Source organism: Bacteroidales bacterium (assembly GCA_016709865.1).
Classification (GTDB): Bacteria; Bacteroidota; Bacteroidia; order Bacteroidales; family VadinHA17; genus LD21.
The window spans coordinates 447,582-467,005 of the sequence record JADJLX010000005.1 but is presented as its reverse complement, the minus strand read 5'-3'; the positions used below and the strand labels follow the sequence as shown (position 1 = coordinate 467,005).

The window sequence follows — 19,424 nt, the reverse complement described above, 5'->3', positions numbered from 1 at the left end:
TGTTTTCTGATTTTACGAAATAACTACCGCGATCATTAAAAGCTAGATCAGCCTTTCTTATTGATATATCCGATTATCTCACTTATATCCTTAAATCCCTTCTTTAATAAGTATTCCTCAATACCTTCAAGAATCTTAACTGAAGCCTGAGGATCAATAAATGAAGCTGTTCCGATCTGCACAGCACTGGCACCCGCAAGAAGGAACTCCAGGGCATCAGAAGTATTCATAATCCCGCCCATTCCGATAACCGGAATCTTTACAGCATTGGCTACCTGCCAGACCATCCTCAACGCAACCGGTTTGATTGCCGGACCGGATAATCCGCCAGTAATTGTTGATAATGAGGGACGCATCCTGGAAACATCGACTGACATTCCGAGCAAAGTGTTGATAAGTGATACAGAATCAGCACCTTCTTCTTCTACAACCTTAGCAAAATCTACAATATTTGTAACGTTTGGAGATAACTTAACAATAAGCTTTTTCTTATATGCAGCCCTTACAGCTCGCGTCACTTCTCGAGCTGAATCGAGATTGGTTCCGAATGCCATCCCTCCCATTTTTACATTCGGACAGGAAATATTCAATTCTATTGCCGGGATTTTTTCAAGTTTATCTAATCTTGCAGCAAGCGTCACATAATCATCAAGATAGCTGCCGTTGATATTTACAATAATCCGGGTATCATAGTCTTTAATCCGGGGATAAATGGAGTTTTCGAAATATTCAATTCCTTTGTTTTGCAAACCTACAGCATTCAGCATACCTGCCGGAGTTTCGGCCATCCGGGGATATTTATTACCCTCCCTGGGCTCAAGAGTAAGACCCTTAATAAAAACTGCTCCCAGGCGTGAAACATCGATAAAATCATCAAACTCAGGCCCATATCCAAAAGTACCTGAGGCAGTCATCACAGGATTCTTAAAATTAAGATCGCCGATATTTATTCCCAGATTTACCATTTCAGATCTTTTATATTGAAAACAGGTCCATCTATACAACTGCAGAGGTTGCCATTTACAGTATCAACAATACAGCAAAGGCAGGCTCCTATACCGCATGCCATAAGGTTTTCAAGTGATACTTCACAGGCAATATTGTTCTTTTTGGAGTAACCTGCAACGGCTTTCATCATCGAATCAGGACCGCAGCAGTAGACTCTTGTATATTTGATATCTGCCAGAACCGAATGGTCTGTTACATATCCTTTTTCGCCTACCGAACCATCCTCTGTAGTTATATACACGTTTCCAATAGCAGAGTACTCTTCATGCTCCAGAATCCTTTCTTTATTCCTGAATCCTAATAATATATCAGGTGAAAAGCCTATGGATTTAAGATGTTTTCCCAGATATAATAAAGGTGCGATACCGCATCCTCCGCCAATAAGGATGATTTTATCACCTTTTACGGGTTCCCCGAATGAGTTTCCTAAAGGATAAATAATATTTAAGGAATCTCCGGACTTCAATCTTGCAAGGGTTTCAGTACCCTTCCCAACAACCTGGATAAGAAGTTTTATTGTATTTCTCTTGTAATCAACATCATGTATAGATATAGGACGACGCAGAAATGTTTCCGAACTGCCATCAACACGAACCTGAACAAACTGTCCGGGCTCTATTTCAGGAAGTCTCTTCTCTCCTTCAATTTCCAAAACGTAAAAATCTGTGATAATGCGCTTATTTTCAATGACTTTAAAATCCTCTATGCGCTTTGACATCTTTAACTGGTTTGCTGCAAAGATAATTTTAAAGAGTGATTTCAGAAAATAATAGATTCAGATATTTCAATCAAAGTAATTAAAATATTAACATAAGTCAACGTGGAAAATATTCCTCAAAACTATTATCCTCAAAAAACCAGATAATCCTGCTTAAAGAACCAGAACCCTGATGGACTGATTTTTGCCTTACTGTGCCGGCTGGATCCTTTTCCGGAGTCACATTGTCCTTTACTCTGGCAGCGTCATCATTATCAAACATGCTAAGCTCATTATCACGTTCTGATGTTTTAATCTCTTCAAATAATGTCTGCATTCTGCTGTCCTTATACATTGATCCTCTGCCAAACAGGAGCCATTCAGTTGACAGGAAATGGTATTTTTCAAGCATTTTAAGTACAAAATCAAGACTTGGATTGTTCCGTCCAGAGAATATGTGTGAAATACCTGATGGCTGAACACCAATCTCCTCTGCAAACTGAGCTGAAGACTTATTTTCAGCTTTAAGAAATTCCAGTATTCTCTCCCTCATTTCAAAAAATATTAATATTACAAATGTAAACAGAAAATAATTTCCATTCATAACTTTATTGATTTACATTTGTAACTCTACTAAATGTTATACTCCTGTAATCTCAATCTTTATTATATAAATAACTGATATAAAGTACTTTAAGTATTCAATTATCTAAAGCAATGCAGTAGTTTAGATATATATTTAACTGGTATACAGTATTTTAAGTCCATTTTCTAAATAATTTTATTGAAATTATCCGGAAATGCCACTATTTATCAGAACCAAGACTTCATATTATGCTATTATATAACTGATTTATAGTTATTTAAATGGAATATCTATCTATACCATGTTTTATTTAATGATGTAATTTTTTAAAATGCAAATATCAGTTACGATTGTAATTAATTGTCATGTTTAATCTGATTTACATCTGTAACATCTATATTACGTATACATTTGTAACTATTGTATTTCTGTGATTTTTTCAGGAAATAGTGGATTATTAAAATAATCCCCTAGAATTGAAAATTCCGGACTATTCCCTACTCCATTGAGAAATATCTGATTCTGGCGGGGATGAGATATTATTAAATCCGTCAGCTAAAGCAGACGGCAATTTGGACAATTAATCAGATTTGAGTAAGATCTGGCAGAGAAGACGGCAATTGGGACTATTAATCAGATAGGATTAAGATCAGGAAAAGAAGAAGGTCGTTTGGACAATTGATCAGACAGAATGAAGGAGAAAGGTATTAATCGGCTGTGAAATTACGTGCTGCAACATCATCAAACTCTTTCTCAGAGCGGGCAATTACAGCAGTGGCGAGACAATTGCCAATGACATTTACTGAAGTACGGGCCATGTCCATTAATACATCAATGCCCAGAATAATAAAAATTGGTTCTGTCGGCAAGCCAAAGCTTACAGCAGTCCCAAGCAGGATAACCAGGGAAGCCCTTGAAACACCAGCAACTCCTTTACTGGTAAGCATCAGAGTTAAACAGATAAGTATCTGTTTATCAATTGGAAGATCTATACCTGCTGCCTGAGCAACAAATATTGTAGCCAGTGAAAGGTATAATGTGGTTCCGTCGAGATTAAAACTATATCCGGTAGGAATTACAAAAGCAACTATTTTCCGGGGTATACCGAACTTCTCCATCGCCTCCATTGCTGAAGGAAGGGCTGATTCGGAATTAGATGTTGCAAAGGCTATTGTTGCGGGTTCTGAAACTGCTCTGATAAATGGTTTTATCGGGATCCTGAATAACAGAGCTATCGGAAGCAGAACAAAAATCAGAAAAACGAAAAGCGCTACATATAAGGTAGCAAGTAATTTGAAAAGGTTATACAGAATGTCGAGCCCCATATGGCCTACTGTATAGGCAATTGCTGCAAACACGGCAACAGGAGCAAAATACATTACAATATTTGTGAACTTGAACATTACTTCAGCAAGGCTTTCGCTGAACCGGATCATAGGAGTACGGTATTTCTCCTTGACCATGGCAACAGCTATAGCAAATATTATACTGAAAATAACAATCTGAAGGATCTGTCCCTCAAAAATGGCTTTTGCAATATTCTCAGGGAATATGTGAAGAATAAAGTCACTTGTAGACTGAGCTTTTATTGTTGAAATGGCCGGCACATCAGGACTTGGTGGCAGTACCACACCAACACCGGCTTTGCCGATATTTATTGCCAGAAGTCCTATGAACAGCGCGACTGTAGATACAATCTCGAAGTATAACAACGACTTCCATCCCATTCTTCCTATCTGCTTAATATCTGCATGACCTGCTATTCCAACTACAAGAGTTGAGAACAGCAACGGAGCAATGATGGTTTTGATCATTCTCAGGAAGATGTCGCTGAAAACCTGCAGCTTTTTAGCTACTCCCGGTACATCATAACCAAATTCCGCACCAGCAACCATACAAACCAGAATCCAGGTGGTGAGGGACTTTTTACGAAAGGCATGGATAACAAGAACAGAAACACTTAATATTCTGAATATAAACAATATAGAAGATGGTATCTCAAGCAGATTATTGGCCTGAATAACCATCAGCACCAGAGTAAAACTGATAACAGCTATCAGAATCCAGGGAAAGAATTTCCAGATTTTACTCATTATAAAAAGTGTTATTTTTTAATTAGCTGCAGCCTCCGGAGCAGTCAGAACTTTCATGTCCGCCGCACCCTGCACATCCATGACCAGAGGGATGGATTTCTTCTTCAGTAGCATCACGAACATCAATTATCTTTCCTGAGAAATAAAGATCCTGTCCTGCCATTGGATGGTTAAAGTCCATTTTAACGTAAGTATCTGTTATTTCATTGATTATACCATTCAATGGATTTCCCTCGGTGTCCATCATAGGAACTTCAAGTCCAACCTGGCATATATCTTCATTTAGTTTTCCGTCTGTCTCGAATACAGCAATCGGCACATTTACTATCATGTCTTCCCTCTTGGCACCGTAAGCCATTTCTGAACTAAGTGCAAATTTGAAAGGCTCTCCGGCAGTTAATGAATCTATATTCGATTCAAAAACAGGCAGCAGCCTGCCGGTCCCATAAACAAATGTAAGCGGCCTTGTTTCATCAAGAGCCTCGATTACTCTGCCTTCAGAATTGCTTTCTCTCAGTTCATAAATCAGAGAGACCATTTTATTTTTTTCAATCTTCATTTTATTTTTTTTAAAACCGGTTCAAAGATAATTTAAAATACCGGCAGGAGAATACGATAGGAAATAATTTCGGGATTTTTGACAAATAGAGTATAAACACCTGATATAAAAGCATTAACAGCTAAAAATTAAAGCTGATTCTGATTTCAGGGGTACCATATATATCATAGATTGATTCATTTAAGGCCCAGAGAACCATAAAATTCATTGATGCTCTTCTGCCAATCTGCTGACTGATACCACCTCCGGCCAGAAGAGTGTTTATTGTAAAACGTTCGCTATTATAAGGAGGATTTTTCCAGTATTCAGTTTCCAGACTTAAAAACTCATCTTCAAGATGAAGAAAAACGCCGGTATTGCCTCCGATCGGGATTATTGAGTTAAGATTCTGAATGAGAACAAATTCCGTGTAAACTTTCCCTCCATAGATATTTGTCTTGTCATAACTGTATTTATAGAACCTGTAATCTGGTCCGGCGGCAACAGCAAGGCGGGGTAATAACCAGATTCCAACCACAGGGGATAACTGAATATTTGTGATAGTACCAAACTGCAATGCAAAATTGCCCCCGAAAAACAAACGCTCTTTAAGCGGAGGAGGCTCTTCTCTCTCCCTCTGGGCTATTATATTATTACAGATAACAAGCTGAAATACAATCAGTAAAATAATAGTCTTTGAAAAATGACTTATCCCGGATGATTTCCTGAGTTTTAACATTGTATGTTTTTTGTAACAATTAATGTAAGTGCTACAAATAAACGAAAAAACTGCCATCCTGATATGTAAAACCCCTATTTTTCTATTTTATCGAATGAAGCCACCAGTCCTTTTATAAGAGATGAACTGAAACCATTATGTTCCATCTCATTCAAACCAACAATTGTACATCCTTTCGGAGTGGTCACCTTATCTATTTCAAATTCAGGATGCTGATGTCCTTCAATTAACAGTTCTGCTGCACCCTTTACAGTCTGATTCACAATAGCACTGGCTGTTACTGCATCAAAACCTATCTGAATCCCTCCCTGAATCATTGCCCTGATAAACCTTAAAACATATGCAATGCCACAGGCTCCAAGGATAGTAGCAGATTCCATCAGATCTTCCTCTATTGTCATTGTTGTACCCACATAATCAAAAAGAGCCTTTACAGATTCAGATTCCACGGTACCTGCTCCGTTATGACAAACGCATGTTACTGATTTTCCAACGCTTGCAGAGATATTTGGCATTGCCCTGAACACAGTGATTTCACCACCCACTGTTTTGGAGATCTGGTTTAGAGGTATGCCCGCTGTTACCGATATCAGAATATGATGTTTCGGTATAAGATGGTCTTTAATTTCGTTAAGTACACCTTCAATGTTATATGGCTTTACTGCAATTACAACCAGCCTTGACGCTTTCACTGCTGCTACATTGTCGTTTGTCAGCCTTACTCCAGTTCCTTCAAGGACCGAGAGCTCTCCTATGTTCCTTCTTGTTGCAGTAATACTCTCAGATTCAATTGTTTTTGCTTTTAGTAACCCATTGATAATCGAGATTCCGATATTTCCGCAACCTATAATTGCCACTTTATTGCTTAACATCTTATTCTGTTTATATTTATTAACCTAACCAATATTTAATTAAATATTTATTCGCAAATATAGAATATTAGATTAATATCTTTAAATTAATATGATAAAGGCGACTAAATCTGTTAATTTACTAATTCGGAATTTTGCATAATCAGAATTACTCAGGCCAGGGCCTGTAAATTGCAAAGGAGATAACTATTGAATATCTTAGAGGATTATTTTGCAGATACAGATATACTCAACTACATTTAAAATGAACATAATTGTCAATGGCGGAACAAGAGGGATCGGCCGGGAAGTTGTGAATATACTTGCTAAGAATCCTGATAATAAAATCCTGGTGACAGGGCGAAACCAGAAGGCTCTGAATGACATAAATGAACAGTACACCAATGTGATAACAGCGGTTATTGATCTTGCAGATCTGGATGCACAATCTGATTCATTGCTAAATATTATAAGAAGTAATTTTAAAAAGGCAGATATCCTAATAAATGTAGCAGGGCTGCTGGTCTCAAAAGATTTTACCGAAACAGACAGTTTTGAAGCGAGACTAATGATGGAGATTAATTTCTTTGGTCCTGCAGCATTTATCAGGCTGATTAAGCCTCTTTTAGCTGAGGGGTCACATATAGTCAATATATCAAGTATGGGCGGTTTTCAGGGCAGTTCAAAGTACAGAGGGCTCTCCTATTACAGCGCCTCAAAAGCTGCTCTGGCATGCCTTACAGAATGTCTGGCGATGGAATTTCAGGCTGACGGGATAAAAGTTAATTGCCTGGCTTTGGGAGCGGTACAGACTGAGATGCTTGAGGAAGCTTTTCCGGGATATAGAGCCCCAGTTAGTGCGAAAGAAATGGGTGAATTCATTGCGGAGTTCGCATTAACCGGTCATAAGGTGTTCAATGGTAAGATACTGCCAGTTGCTTTAAGTAATCCGTAAATCGAAATCCTTTAGGAATAATTTTTGATTTCAATCTTCCCATCGAGGGCAAGCAGGCCATTAAATGCCAGGGCTTTCATTTCGTCTTCGCCCGGATAAACAACCACTTTAGCAATATATTGAACCATTTTCTCAATCTGCTTAACATAAGGTACTTCATACGCCATACCCCCTGTGAGTATCACTGCGTCGACTTCTCCATTAAGGACGGCTGACATTGCGCCAATCTCTTTTGCGACCTGATATGCAGCCGCATCACAAATCAATTTAGCCTTTTCATTACCTGATTCCGCCATTTTCCACACATCGATAAAGCTGTTGGTTCCAAGGTAAGCTACCATCCCTCCCTTACCTGTTAGCATCGACTTAATTTCACCGTGGGAAAACCTGCCGCTGTAACATAGTTCAGACAGTTGTCCGGCAGGAAGCGTACCTGACCTCTCAGGAGAGAACGGGCCCTCACCATCCAGAGCGTTGTTAACATCAATAACACGCCCTTTTCTGTGCGCTCCTACGCTGACTCCTCCGCCCATATGGGCAATTATAAGATTCAGATCTTCATAGCTCCTGCCGATTGAGGAAGCATAAATACGTGCAACTGCTTTCTGGTTTAAAGCATGAAAGATTGACCGTCTTGTTATTTCAGGATGTCCTGAGATCTTCGCAACAGGCTGAAGCTCATCAACAACAACAGGATCAACTATATAAGCTCTGGCAGAAGGAAGAGAAGAAGCAATTTCATCAGCAATCAGTCCTCCCAGATTGCTTGCATGCTGACCCATAATACCTATTCTGAGATCATCCTTCATCTGCTGGTTAACTACATAGATTCCTGATTCGATTGGCTTTACCAGTCCCCCTCTTCCAACTACGGCATTTATCGATTTAAGATCTGTTTTTCTTTCAAGCAGCTCATTCATAATGAGATCTTTTCTGAACTGAAACTGATCTGTAATCTTCGCGAAAGATTTCAATTCCTCTGATGTATGCCTCAGATTCTTCTCAAATACCAGCTTATCTTCCTGAAACAGGGAAAATTTTGTTGAAGTAGAACCAGGATTTATTGCAAGTATTAATCGTTCTGACATATCCATACAATATCTTTAGATGTATACACTTTACTGACTGTATATTAAGCCATCAGGCATGAAAGGGCAATACAGTAATACTTAGATTTTTCACTTTCACTTCTTGACATAACAATTACCGGTTTGGTGGTACCTCTGATCAGTCCGGCAAGTTCACCACCTGCAAAAAGCATTAAACCTTTATAGAATGGATTGCTCGACTCCAGCGACGGAAACAGTAATATGTCAGCATCTCCATCCACAGGGGTATCAACCCCTTTTATCTGAACACTTTTTTTGTCACATGCCAGGAACAGATCAAGCGGTCCATCCATTGTACAATTCATGATCTGACCACTTTCAGCCAACTGGCACATTGCTGTGTAATCTGCAGAGCTTGCAAAATGGTGGCTCTTTTTTTCTGTTGCACTGATAAGTGCGACCTTTGGCTTAGTGATTCCGAATTTATGCGCCATTTCTATTGCATATCCAGCCATGGCAACTTTCTGATCAAGATCAGGAAACGGAATTACAGCAGGATCAGTTATAAAGAGAAGCTTATGATAAGCAGGGATCTCCATGGCACCTACATAACTAAGTACTGCATTCGGATACATGATACCCTTTTCCTTATCCATTACAGCTTTGAGAAATTTATCGGTTCCAACAAGGCCCTTCATAACCACGTCAGCCTCATTGTTCCGTGCTAATCTGACAGCCTCTGCAGAAGCCAGAATTTCATTCTCACATTCTATTATTGTGAAGTTCTTATAATTGATGCCCTCAGCCTGACAGGTCTTTTTGATCTCTGTTTTATTGCCAAGTAACAGAGCCTCAGCAAATCCCTTTTTTACAGCTTTATCAATAGCGCCAATAGTATTTGTATCCTGTGCCCAGGCAACTGCAATGCGATGCTTCCTTTTCAGACTGAGCACCTTTTCTTCCAACTGTTGGAGAGACTTGATCATATTTTGATTATCTGCAGGAAGCGGCAGCTAAAAGTATACTGTCGAATTTTGCCTGCTCAGAATCCGATCTGGATGTAAGTACAATTGGTGCCATTGCACCAAGGATTATTGAAGCAACCTTTGCTTTCGCAAAGAATACCAGCGATTTATAGAGCACATTACCAACCTCAATATCAGGCATAAGTAAAAGATCTGTATCTCCGGCAACCTCGCTTCTTATTCCTTTATGCTGTGCACTTTCAAGGCTAATTGCATTATCAAATGCCAAAGGACCGTCGATAATGCAATTCTTTATCTGGTCACGCTGATTCATCTTTGAAAGAAGAGCAGCATGCAGAGTGGCTTCCATGTTCTCATTAACCATCTCCACTGCTCCCAAAACAGCAACCTTAGGCATAACATAACCCAAACGGTTCAGGCAGGCTACTGAATTATTAACTATGGCTATTTTATCCTGCAGATTCGGTGCAATATTCATTGCCACATCTGTAACTGCTATTACCTTGGGATATGTATCTACTTCAAAAAGAGCAAAGTGAGACAAAAGATTCCCCGTTCTCAGTCCCCACTCTTTATTCAGTACACATTTCAGAAGCGTTGAAGATCCTATCTTTCCTTTCATGAGTATATCTGCCTGTTTTGAACTGACCATCTTAACAGCCATCTCAACTGACATCTCAGGCACCGTTTCATGAATAATACGTAATCCGGATATATCATAATTGTTTGCAGCACAAATGCTCTGAATACCCTCCTTATCACCAATAAGTATCGGCTCAATTATGCCGGAATGCCAGGCTTTTATAACAGCACCCAGTGAGTGCTGATCCTGAGCTGCAGCGAGGACTAACTTTCTCTTTGGTCCGCCCTCAACAAGATGTTTCAGGTCATTTAGGTTCTTTAACACCATTGTATAGTATTTTAAGATTTTATTTATCTACTTGGCTTTGCGGGCATCAACAATATCGCGTGTTTCAGAAGCTATAACAAATTCCTCATTTGTAGGTACTATCATAACTGTGACTTTGGAATCTTTCTTGCTTATAACGAGTTCTTTGCCGCGAACTCCTTCATTTACTGATTTATCGAAATCGATACCGATAAATTCAAAGTCCTTACATATGTTTTCTCTTGTCTCTGAACCGTTCTCGCCAATACCTCCTGTAAATATAAGAATATCAACGCCTCCCATTGCAGCGGCATAGGCACCAATATATTTCTTAACACGGTATTCATACATCTTTAATGCCAGTATAGCACGCTCATCTCCTTCTGCAGCTGCTGATTCAATTTCTCTCATGTCGGATGATATACCTGAAACACCAAGAACTCCGCTATGCTTATTAAGGAGAGTATTTAATGAAGCAAAATCGATCTCCTCCTTCTCCATTATCAAAGTCAGTGCACCTGCATCGACATCACCTGATCTGGTACCCATGATAAGTCCTTCTACAGGTGTAAGTCCCATCGAAGTATCAAGCGATTTGCCATCCTTTATTGCAGTAATAGATGCACCGTTACCTAAATGGCAGGTTATTATTTTTTTCGATTTATAATCAACATTTAAAATCTCACAGGCTCTCTTTGAAACATAGCTGTGACTTGTACCATGGAATCCGTATCTTCTTATACCGTACTTTTTATACAGGGAATAAGGCAATGCATACATAAAGGAATAATCAGGCATAGTCTGATGAAAAGATGTGTCAAATACCCCAACCTGCGGAACATTTGGCAATACTGATTTCATTGCATATATACCCTTGAGGTTGGCAGGGTTGTGCAGAGGTGCAAGGTCTGAGCAGTTTTCGACACCTTTGATCGTTACATCATCGAGGTAACAGCTCTCCTGAAACAGTTCACCGCCATGTACCAGCCGGTGACCAACTGCATCGATTTCGTTGAGGTCCTTGATAACCCCCCTCTTTTTGCTTACCATCATGCCGAGAAGATATTCAATACCTGTCTGATGGTCAAGTATTTCACCCTCAAGCTTTACTTTGTCACCATCGAATCTTTCATTTTTCAAAAAGGAACCTTTTAATCCGATTTTTTCAACAATTCCTTTAGCCAGGACTACAGCAGTAGCCATGTCGAAGAGCTGATATTTTATAGATGAACTGCCACAATTAAGAACTAATATTTTCATTATCAATGTTTTATAAAAGTAATATTATCAGCAAATGTTATACCTAACTTTCAAGTGAGACATTCTTTGTGATTTTCACACCATCCTTATTGTACTCATAAAAGCCTCTTCCAGTGCGTCTGCCCCATTGATTTGCCCTTACAAGCTTTTTAAGAAGCGGTGATGACTTGTACTTGAGATCGCCAAACTCATCATAAAGGTTTTCGCACCAGCGCAGGATTTTATCGAGACCGATCTTGTCTGCCATTTCAAAAGGACCCAGAGGAAGGCCAAAACCGACTTTCATTGTCAGATCTATATCCTCCATACTTCCAACACCTTCCATCAGTATTTCGCAAGCCTCATTTATAAGCGGAACAAAAAGTCGTGTACTGATAATACCGGGAGATTCTTTTACAGGAACAACTTTTTTACCAATAAGATTGGCAAACTTTATAGTATTATCATAAGCCTCCTGAGATGTGTAGAGACCTTTAACAATTTCAACAACCCTCGCATCTGCTTCCGGAGTAAGGAAATGGAAACTTACACATCTGTCCTTGTGTTCAAGGTCAGCAGTCAGTTCGGTTATTACCTGTGTTGAGGAATTTGTAGCAATTATTGTGTTACGGTCAACATGCTGTTCAATTTTTCTCAAAATTGCCATCCTGATATCATGACTATGCTCACGGCTGGATGATTTAATGGCTTCTATTACGATATCACACCCTTTAAAGTCATTATAATTCATTGTACCCTTGATCCTTGACAATATGCCAAGTTTTTCAGAATTTGTCATACCCCAGCGCTCAATCATCCGGTCAAGTTCTTTAGCAAGTTCCTGATATGCCTGATCTATCTTCTGCTGGTTAAGCTCAAGGAAGATCACATCCATTCCTTTTGAGCTTATCATTCTCGCGATATTTTGTCCTACTGAACCCGCTCCAACAATTCCTACCCTTGAAAACATTGTTTTGGTCTTACTCTCATGAGACAGGCCATAATCTTCAAGCTTTTCTGTATTTTCTGCCATACGAAATATTATTTTCTTATTTTTTTAATCCAGCTGCCTGGTTTGAAGTAATAGCTATCATGCTTACTATATCGCTAACTGAACAACCTCGTGAGAGATCATTAATAGGTGCGGCCATACCCTGTAACACAGGACCAATTGCCTCTGCATGAGCAAGTCGCTGCACAAGCTTATATGCGATATTTCCGGAGTTAAGATCAGGAAATATGAGAACATTCGCTTTTCCGGCTATTGAACTGCCAGGGGCTTTACTTTTTCCAATCGCTTCAACAAGTGCAGCATCGGCCTGTAATTCACCGTCGATCTGCAGGTCAGGAGCCATTTCTTTTGCAATTCTGGTAGCATTTACAACCATATCGACCATTGCATGTTTTGCACTGCCTTTTGTAGAGAAACTAAGCATCGCAATTCTTGGTTCAAAACCGGCAATAGCCCTGGCAGTATGAGCAGATGCCACTGCTATTTCTGCAAGCTCTTTTTCATTTGGATTAGGATGAACAGCTCCATCGGCAAAGATAATTACTCCGTTCTCTCCGAAACTCTTATCAGGAAGTATCATAAGAAATGCACCTGATACGACTGAGATGCCAGGGGCTGTTTTTACATAGTGGAATGCAGGACGCAATACGTCGCCTGTTGAGTGATCAGCACCTGAAACTTCACCATCGGCATCACCTGCCTTAATCATCAGAACTCCAAGATAGAGAGGATCTTCAATGAGTTTGGAAGCCTCCTCTTTTGTCATGCCCTTACTTTTTCTGAGTTCGACCATAATATCAATATAATGATTTTTCCGGGCATGCGATTTTGGATTAATTATTGTGGCTTTTGAGATATTCTTCAGTCCCAGTTTCGCTGCATGTGAAATAATCTCAGCAGGATCGCCTATAAGTATGATTTGGGCAAGATTCTCCTGAATTGCTATATCAGCAGCTTTAATTGTTCTTTCTTCATATCCTTCGGGAAGCACAATACGCATGTTGTGTTTCTTGGCATTTTGTTTGATGCGATCTAATAATTCCATTGTGTATCAATATATTAATGAGTTCAAATATTTTTTATAAATGTACGAAAAAAAAGTTCTATTAAACAATTTTGAATAACATGATTAATATCATTTATTGATTTTTTTAAGAATTAAATTTTAACAAAAAACAAAACATAAAACCACGATCAAATCATTTTTCTAATTTAGCAGCTCAAATATTTTAATCTACATGAACAACCTTCTGTCACGACTTGATTCTCTTGCCAATAATCTTGATGGTGAAATAAAGTTTGATACTTTAACAAAAGCAATTTATGCTACGGATGCCTCTGCCTACAGGGAGGAGCCACTTGCAGTAGCCTGGCCCAAGAATAATTCGGACATAAAAAAACTACTTCAGTTTGCCAGGGAAGAAAAAACAGGTATCACTGTAAGGGCCGCCGGTACATCATTAGCGGGCCAGGTAGTCAGTTCAGGCATAATTGTAGACATTTCCAGGCATCTCAACAGGATAGTAGAGATAAACAAAGAGGAGAAATGGGTTAGAGTTGAGCCGGGCGTTGTTCTTGACGAGCTCAATCTTGAACTTAAAAAACACGGCTTGTTTTTTGGGCCGGAGACATCAACCTCAAACCGGTGCAATATCGGGGGAATGGTAGGCAACAATGCATGTGGCTCTCATTCTGTTATTTACGGATCCACACGTGACCATACAATTGAATTAAAGACAATTCTGAGCGACGGAAGTGAAGCCACATTCGGGCCTCTGGATAAAGAGTCTTTCGAATTAAAATGTAATCTTACCAATCTGGAGGGAGATTTATACAGGAATATTAAAAAAATGCTTGGGGACAAGGAGAATCAAAACAGCATCCGTGAAGGATTTCCCGATCCTAAAGTACCCAGAAGGAATACCGGATATGCCATTGACATGCTACTTGATTCGGAAATATTTAATGATAAATCAGAGAAGAAATTCAACTTCTGCAAGTTGCTTACCGGCTCAGAGGGAACACTGGCTGTCACAACCGAAATTAAGCTTAATCTTGTTCCTTTACCACCTGTCAATAAGGCACTTGTATGTGTTCATCTGAAGAAAAGAAACGATGCATTCCTTGCTAATCTTATCGCTCTGAAATTTGGTCCGGGAGCCGTGGAAATGATGGATAACAAGATCCTTAAGCTTACCGAGGATAATGTAAGTCAGAGAAATAACAGATTCTTTCTAGAGGGAGATCCTGAAGCAATTGTTATTGTTGAGTTTGCCAGAAATAGTGTTCAGGAAATAGACACTGTTGCTTCTGAACTGATAAGCGCTCTGAAGGAAGCCGGTTACGGGTATGCTTTTCCAGTTGTTAAAGGGAAGGACATTTCGAAAGTATGGGAACTGAGGAAAGCAGGACTGGGTGTATTAGCGAATATGAAGGGTGATCCCAAACCGGTATCCCTTATTGAAGATACAGCAGTTAATGTTGAGCAGATGCCGGAGTATATAGATGATATTGAAAGAATGCTTGCCGGCTTTGGCAAAGAGGCTGTATTTCATGCACATATCGGTACCGGGGAGCTTCACATCAGGCCGATTCTGGACCTTAAGAAAACATCAGATGTTGAGCTGTTCAGAAGTATCGGACTCGAAACAGCCAAAATTGTAAAAAAGTACAGAGGCTCACTCAGCGGAGAACATGGAGACGGGAGGTTAAGAGGTGAATTCATTCCCCTGATGATTGGAGAAAAGAACTACCAGCTGCTAAAACAGGTGAAAGAGTGCTGGGATCCGCAGATAATTATGAATCCCGGGAAGATCACAAATACCCCGGCAATGAACAGCTCACTACGATACGTTCCAGGGGTGCTCACAAGAGAAATCGAGACAATCTATGACTTCTCCTCAAGTGATGGTTTTGTGAGAGCTGCAGAAAGATGTAACGGCTCAGCAGATTGCCGCAAGTCGATAAAGATCGGTGGCACAATGTGTCCGAGTTACATGGCAACCGGAGATGAGGATAAAACAACAAGGGCAAGGGCAAATGTAGTACGCGAATTTATCAGTCAGGGAGACGATCCATGGGATCATAAGGAGATCTATGATGTTCTGGATCTTTGTCTTGGATGTAAAGGCTGTAAATCGGAATGTCCTTCAAGTGTTGATATTGCAAAGATAAAATCAGAGTTCCTGCAGCACTGGTACGACAAACACGGCATTCCTCTGAGAACAAGGTTAATTGCCTACATTACAGCATTTAACAAGATCGGATCATTGGTTCCTCCGGTCTATAACTTTGTTTTGAAGAACAAAATTACCTCCGGAACATTCAAGAAAGTTATTGGTTTTGCTTCTGAGCGGTCGATACCTTTATTATATAGAACCACACTAAGGAAATGGATAAAAAAGAATATTTCCTCAATAAACCCCGTCAATCCACAGGGCACTGTATGCCTGTTTGTTGATGAATTCACTGATTATAACGATACTGAGGCAGGCATCGCTGCAATCAGGTTACTGACCTCACTCAGTTATAAGGTTGTAACTGTTGACCATAGTGTAAGCGCAAGAACATTTTTATCAAAGGGGCTGGTCAGGAGTGCCAGGAAGAGAATTCAGGAGAATATAAGGGTATTCTCCCCTATTATTAATAAGGATATGCCATTGCTGGGGATTGAACCATCGGCTATTCTGGGATTCAGGGATGAGTATCCGGAACTTGCCGGGCCAGAATTGAAAGAGGCAGCCGATAAAATTGCTCTCAACAGTTTTATGGTTGATGAATTTATTGCAAGAGAATACCGTGAAGGAAGAATTGACCGCAGCTTATTTGTTGAAAATAAGGCAAATATATTACTCCATGGTCATTGTCAGCAAAAAGCAATAGCATCTTCTGCAAGCAGTATTGAAATACTTTCTATACCGGTTAATTACTCTGTTAAAGAGATTCCATCAGGTTGCTGCGGTATGGCCGGATCATTTGGTTACGAGAAGGAACATATTGAGCTGTCGAATAAGATTGGGGAGCTTGTGTTATTTCCTGTAGTGAGGAATTCTGATGCAGAAACCATTATCGCTGCACCGGGTACCAGCTGCAGACATCATATAAAAGATGGGACTGGCAGGGTGGCGATGGCGCCGGTGGTGGTGCTTTATGAGGCGCTGAGGAAGTGACATTTCCTCCCGCCAAAAGCGGGGCAGGCCCTCCTTTTGAAAGCTAATCTTTATACACAACTTGTTAAGCGGGCCTTCCTCCAAACCTCCCAAGCCCTTTCGGAATTGGAACAGGTTATTTTTTGGGACATGGGAGGAAGAAACGGCGATTCGCAACGACATTTTATTCGTGGTATATTTCACTCGCGAATCGCCGTTTCTTCCTTACACATACCTCACACCAAAAATGGTGTCATCCTGAATTCATCCTTCCTGATAATTTCTCAATATCCCACAATTAGAAAAGGATGAATGAAGGATCTCCTTCTCTCATTATAAGATTAATAGATCAATGCTGGCTACAAAAGTGTAATTATTTAATAAAGAATGTGTTGCAGGAAGATGTCATTAGCAGCACCAGCGAGGGATCTACTTATCTCTTTAAGCAATTACTCAAATTGAGATGTGATGCAAGATTAGCTTCAAAAGGAGGGGAAACTTTCTTATCAAATTTCTCATTCATCCCCGAAACTTAGTTTATAGACTTAGGGAAAAGTTGTCGGCATCGTTGGATACAGGGAATTTGGCTCTGAAATCGGTCAACTCCTCAAGAGAGATATCTGAAGTTATAGAACAGGTTTTACCCGTTTCAGCGAATGAGATAACTTCTCCCCGCGGGCTGATAATCACCGAATTACCACAATACTTAATACCATTTCCATCCGTTCCAATAATATTTGATCCGGCAACAAAGCACTGATTCTCTATAGCACGGGCCTTAATAAGTGTATCCCATACATTTATTCTTGCTTCAGGCCAGTTTGCTGAATATATTGCCAGATCGTATTCATTTTTGTTTCTGCTCCAGACAGGGAATCGTAAATCATAGCAGATGTATGGACTGATTCTGATACCCCTGAAAGTAAAGATCAATCTGGATTTTCCTGCTGAAAAATGCTTGTTCTCCTCCCCCATGCTAAAGAGATGTCGCTTATCATAGGACCATGACTCACCTTCGGGGGATACGAACACCCACCGGTTATAATATTTGCCTTCAGAACGAACCATATAGCTCCCGCAAAGACCAAAATTACCTTTTGAGGCAGCGGATTTCATCCAGACAAGTGTTTCTCCATCAGCAGGTTCACTTAGTTCTGCCGGACGCATGGAAAAGCCTGTATTGAACATTTCAGGCAGTACAACAACATCTGTCATATTATAGAGAGGAATTATCAGCTTTTCAAGCTTTTTAAGATTGCCTGACTTGTTTTCCCACTCAAGGTCGGATTGAATTACTGATATTTTCATTTAACAGATTATGAATTGTATTAATGAGCGGGTATCAAAAAAGAGGGACATGCCGCGACATGTCCCTTCATTCTGATATCGTATATTATTCTATTTTGTTTTTTTGGAATCGTAATACTCGGTAAATATTCCATTAACCAAAGGTCTGTAATAGAGCCAGAAGAATCTTCTTGTATCCTCAGGCTTATCAGAATAGAGTATTCCTTTAAGTTTGTTAACACCTTTAAATCTGGAGATCCAGAAAGGAATATCAGTACTGGCAAAATCGCCTGAAAAATAGAATACAGTTTTTGTAACTGATTCCTGGGTAACAGCAGGAAACTCACTTAATAAATTACTGACGGCCAACAATGTATCTCCTATCGGAGTAGTGGCAATCTTGTATTTTGAAATAACTGTATTCTGCAGAGGATCAATAATATCAAACCACTGGTCGAAGGCAACTGACTCAGCAACACCGTATTTTTCTGCGTACTCAGGGCTGGTAATGATCTGTGGTAAAGCAGTCGCCAGGTGTGTTCCCTCTTCAAGAACAATAATATTTTTTTCTCTGAGGATTACTATTCCAGGCTTCGTAAACGTCCATGGTTTCTTATGTTCTTTCCTGTACATAGCTGTCATCCAGATTGGAAATTCAGGACCTGTTGTATCGAGGGTATGGAAATATTTACCTGTCCAGCCAGAGAACGATATACCAAGTTTTTCCTGTGTCCTTACAGATTCGAATGCTGCGGTTGGGTAGTCGAAGGAGTTATACTCCATTACAATAAGCTTATTTCTGTCTTTCATCTCCTTAATGAGGAGGAAGTCATTATTATTAAGACTACCGTATAATTTTCTTGACTTGCGGCTCTTATTTATTCCCCTGTACCAGTCATTGAAAAATACCCCATAAGTGTCAGCAAAATAGACAGCATCGTTATTTTCAGCCAGATTAATAAGATCTGTCAGACGATAATCATTTCTGTCCCATTTATGGTCACGTAATGGTCTCTGTGGGTAGAAACCGTAGTAATCCTTTCTGTACGAGTAGCTTGATTTATTCTCCTTTTTAACAAATCTTTCGTTGGTCAGAATCCAGTTGAAAGACTTATGATGTAATCTTTCTATGTTAGGAACAGTCTTGTCTACCAATATAATGTTCATTGGCTTTTTCGACTGAAAAGTCCATCTGATCAGGTTAATGACCGGCAGGGCAACGATTACCGCCAGAATGATACCTACAATAAGCAGTGTTTTTTTCATAACTGAATATATCTGAATGTATTCAAATACAATAACAATAATCTGATTCTAACTAAAAATCTATATTTCAATTGTTAAAAG

17 protein-coding genes are annotated in these 19,424 nt (G+C 39.6%); 2 read left to right on the top strand and 15 right to left on the bottom strand.

All coding sequences use genetic code 11. The annotated features are described in order from the left end of the window. Positions 1–47: 47 nt before the first annotated feature. The 7 genes from IPJ16_10605 to proC form a co-directional block, all read right to left on the bottom strand. A complete protein-coding gene (locus IPJ16_10605) occupies positions 48–965 on the bottom strand; it encodes a dihydroorotate dehydrogenase (protein ID MBK7627622.1) in 918 nt (305 codons plus the stop codon). Further along, the gene (locus IPJ16_10600) at positions 959–1,726 is read right to left on the bottom strand and encodes a dihydroorotate dehydrogenase electron transfer subunit (GenBank protein ID MBK7627621.1); all 768 of its coding nucleotides are present in this window, start codon (positions 1,724–1,726) and stop codon (positions 959–961) included. The genes IPJ16_10605 and IPJ16_10600 overlap by 7 nt, the downstream gene beginning before the upstream one ends. Before the next feature lie 97 nt (positions 1,727–1,823). After that, positions 1,824–2,309: a helix-turn-helix transcriptional regulator gene (locus IPJ16_10595; GenBank protein ID MBK7627620.1), complete on the bottom strand. Its 486-nt coding sequence runs from the start codon at positions 2,307–2,309 to the stop codon at positions 1,824–1,826. Between the two features lie 689 nt (positions 2,310–2,998). Continuing rightward, positions 2,999–4,384, bottom strand: coding sequence for a cation:dicarboxylase symporter family transporter (locus tag IPJ16_10590; protein MBK7627619.1), 1,386 nt, complete (start codon positions 4,382–4,384; stop codon positions 2,999–3,001). A 22-nt stretch (positions 4,385–4,406) separates the two neighbouring features. After that, a complete protein-coding gene (locus IPJ16_10585) occupies positions 4,407–4,943 on the bottom strand; it encodes an FKBP-type peptidyl-prolyl cis-trans isomerase (GenBank protein MBK7627618.1) in 537 nt (178 codons plus the stop codon). 121 nt (positions 4,944–5,064) lie between these two features. Further along, the gene (locus IPJ16_10580) at positions 5,065–5,661 is read right to left on the bottom strand and encodes a hypothetical protein (protein ID MBK7627617.1); all 597 of its coding nucleotides are present in this window, start codon (positions 5,659–5,661) and stop codon (positions 5,065–5,067) included. 74 nt (positions 5,662–5,735) lie between these two features. Further along, entirely contained in the window at positions 5,736–6,533 is a 798-nt protein-coding gene (gene proC / locus IPJ16_10575; protein MBK7627616.1) for a pyrroline-5-carboxylate reductase, read from the bottom strand. 244 nt (positions 6,534–6,777) lie between these two features. Between proC and IPJ16_10570 the strand changes: the two genes are divergently transcribed. After that, positions 6,778–7,467, top strand: a complete 690-nt coding sequence (locus tag IPJ16_10570; GenBank protein ID MBK7627615.1) for an SDR family oxidoreductase — start codon at positions 6,778–6,780, stop codon at positions 7,465–7,467. A gap of 11 nt (positions 7,468–7,478) precedes the next feature. Here the strand turns inward: IPJ16_10570 and buk are convergent, their stop codons facing one another. From buk to pta, 6 genes are read right to left on the bottom strand one after another with little or no spacing between them, the layout of a single operon-like run. Continuing rightward, positions 7,479–8,555: a butyrate kinase gene (gene buk / locus IPJ16_10565; GenBank protein ID MBK7627614.1), complete on the bottom strand. Its 1,077-nt coding sequence runs from the start codon at positions 8,553–8,555 to the stop codon at positions 7,479–7,481. A gap of 44 nt (positions 8,556–8,599) precedes the next feature. After that, complete coding sequence (locus IPJ16_10560; GenBank protein MBK7627613.1) at positions 8,600–9,502, bottom strand: phosphate acetyltransferase; 903 nt, start codon at positions 9,500–9,502, stop codon at positions 8,600–8,602. A 7-nt stretch (positions 9,503–9,509) separates the two neighbouring features. Further along, positions 9,510–10,412: a bifunctional enoyl-CoA hydratase/phosphate acetyltransferase gene (locus IPJ16_10555; protein ID MBK7627612.1), complete on the bottom strand. Its 903-nt coding sequence runs from the start codon at positions 10,410–10,412 to the stop codon at positions 9,510–9,512. A gap of 27 nt (positions 10,413–10,439) precedes the next feature. Further along, positions 10,440–11,651, bottom strand: coding sequence for an acetate kinase (locus tag IPJ16_10550; protein ID MBK7627611.1), 1,212 nt, complete (start codon positions 11,649–11,651; stop codon positions 10,440–10,442). A 43-nt stretch (positions 11,652–11,694) separates the two neighbouring features. Beyond that, positions 11,695–12,663, bottom strand: a complete 969-nt coding sequence (locus IPJ16_10545) for a 3-hydroxyacyl-CoA dehydrogenase family protein (protein MBK7627610.1) — start codon at positions 12,661–12,663, stop codon at positions 11,695–11,697. Between the two features lie 16 nt (positions 12,664–12,679). Then, entirely contained in the window at positions 12,680–13,687 is a 1,008-nt protein-coding gene (gene pta / locus IPJ16_10540) for a phosphate acetyltransferase (protein MBK7627609.1), read from the bottom strand. Positions 13,688–13,880: 193 nt separating this feature from the next. Between pta and IPJ16_10535 the strand changes: the two genes are divergently transcribed. After that, positions 13,881–16,811, top strand: a complete 2,931-nt coding sequence (locus IPJ16_10535; protein ID MBK7627608.1) for an FAD-binding protein — start codon at positions 13,881–13,883, stop codon at positions 16,809–16,811. Between the two features lie 516 nt (positions 16,812–17,327). Here IPJ16_10535 and IPJ16_10530 read toward each other — a convergent pair. Then, positions 17,328–18,098: an amidohydrolase gene (locus IPJ16_10530; protein MBK7627607.1), complete on the bottom strand. Its 771-nt coding sequence runs from the start codon at positions 18,096–18,098 to the stop codon at positions 17,328–17,330. Between the two features lie 90 nt (positions 18,099–18,188). Beyond that, a complete protein-coding gene (locus tag IPJ16_10525; GenBank protein MBK7627606.1) occupies positions 18,189–19,343 on the bottom strand; it encodes a hypothetical protein in 1,155 nt (384 codons plus the stop codon). Positions 19,344–19,424: the final 81 nt, after the last annotated feature.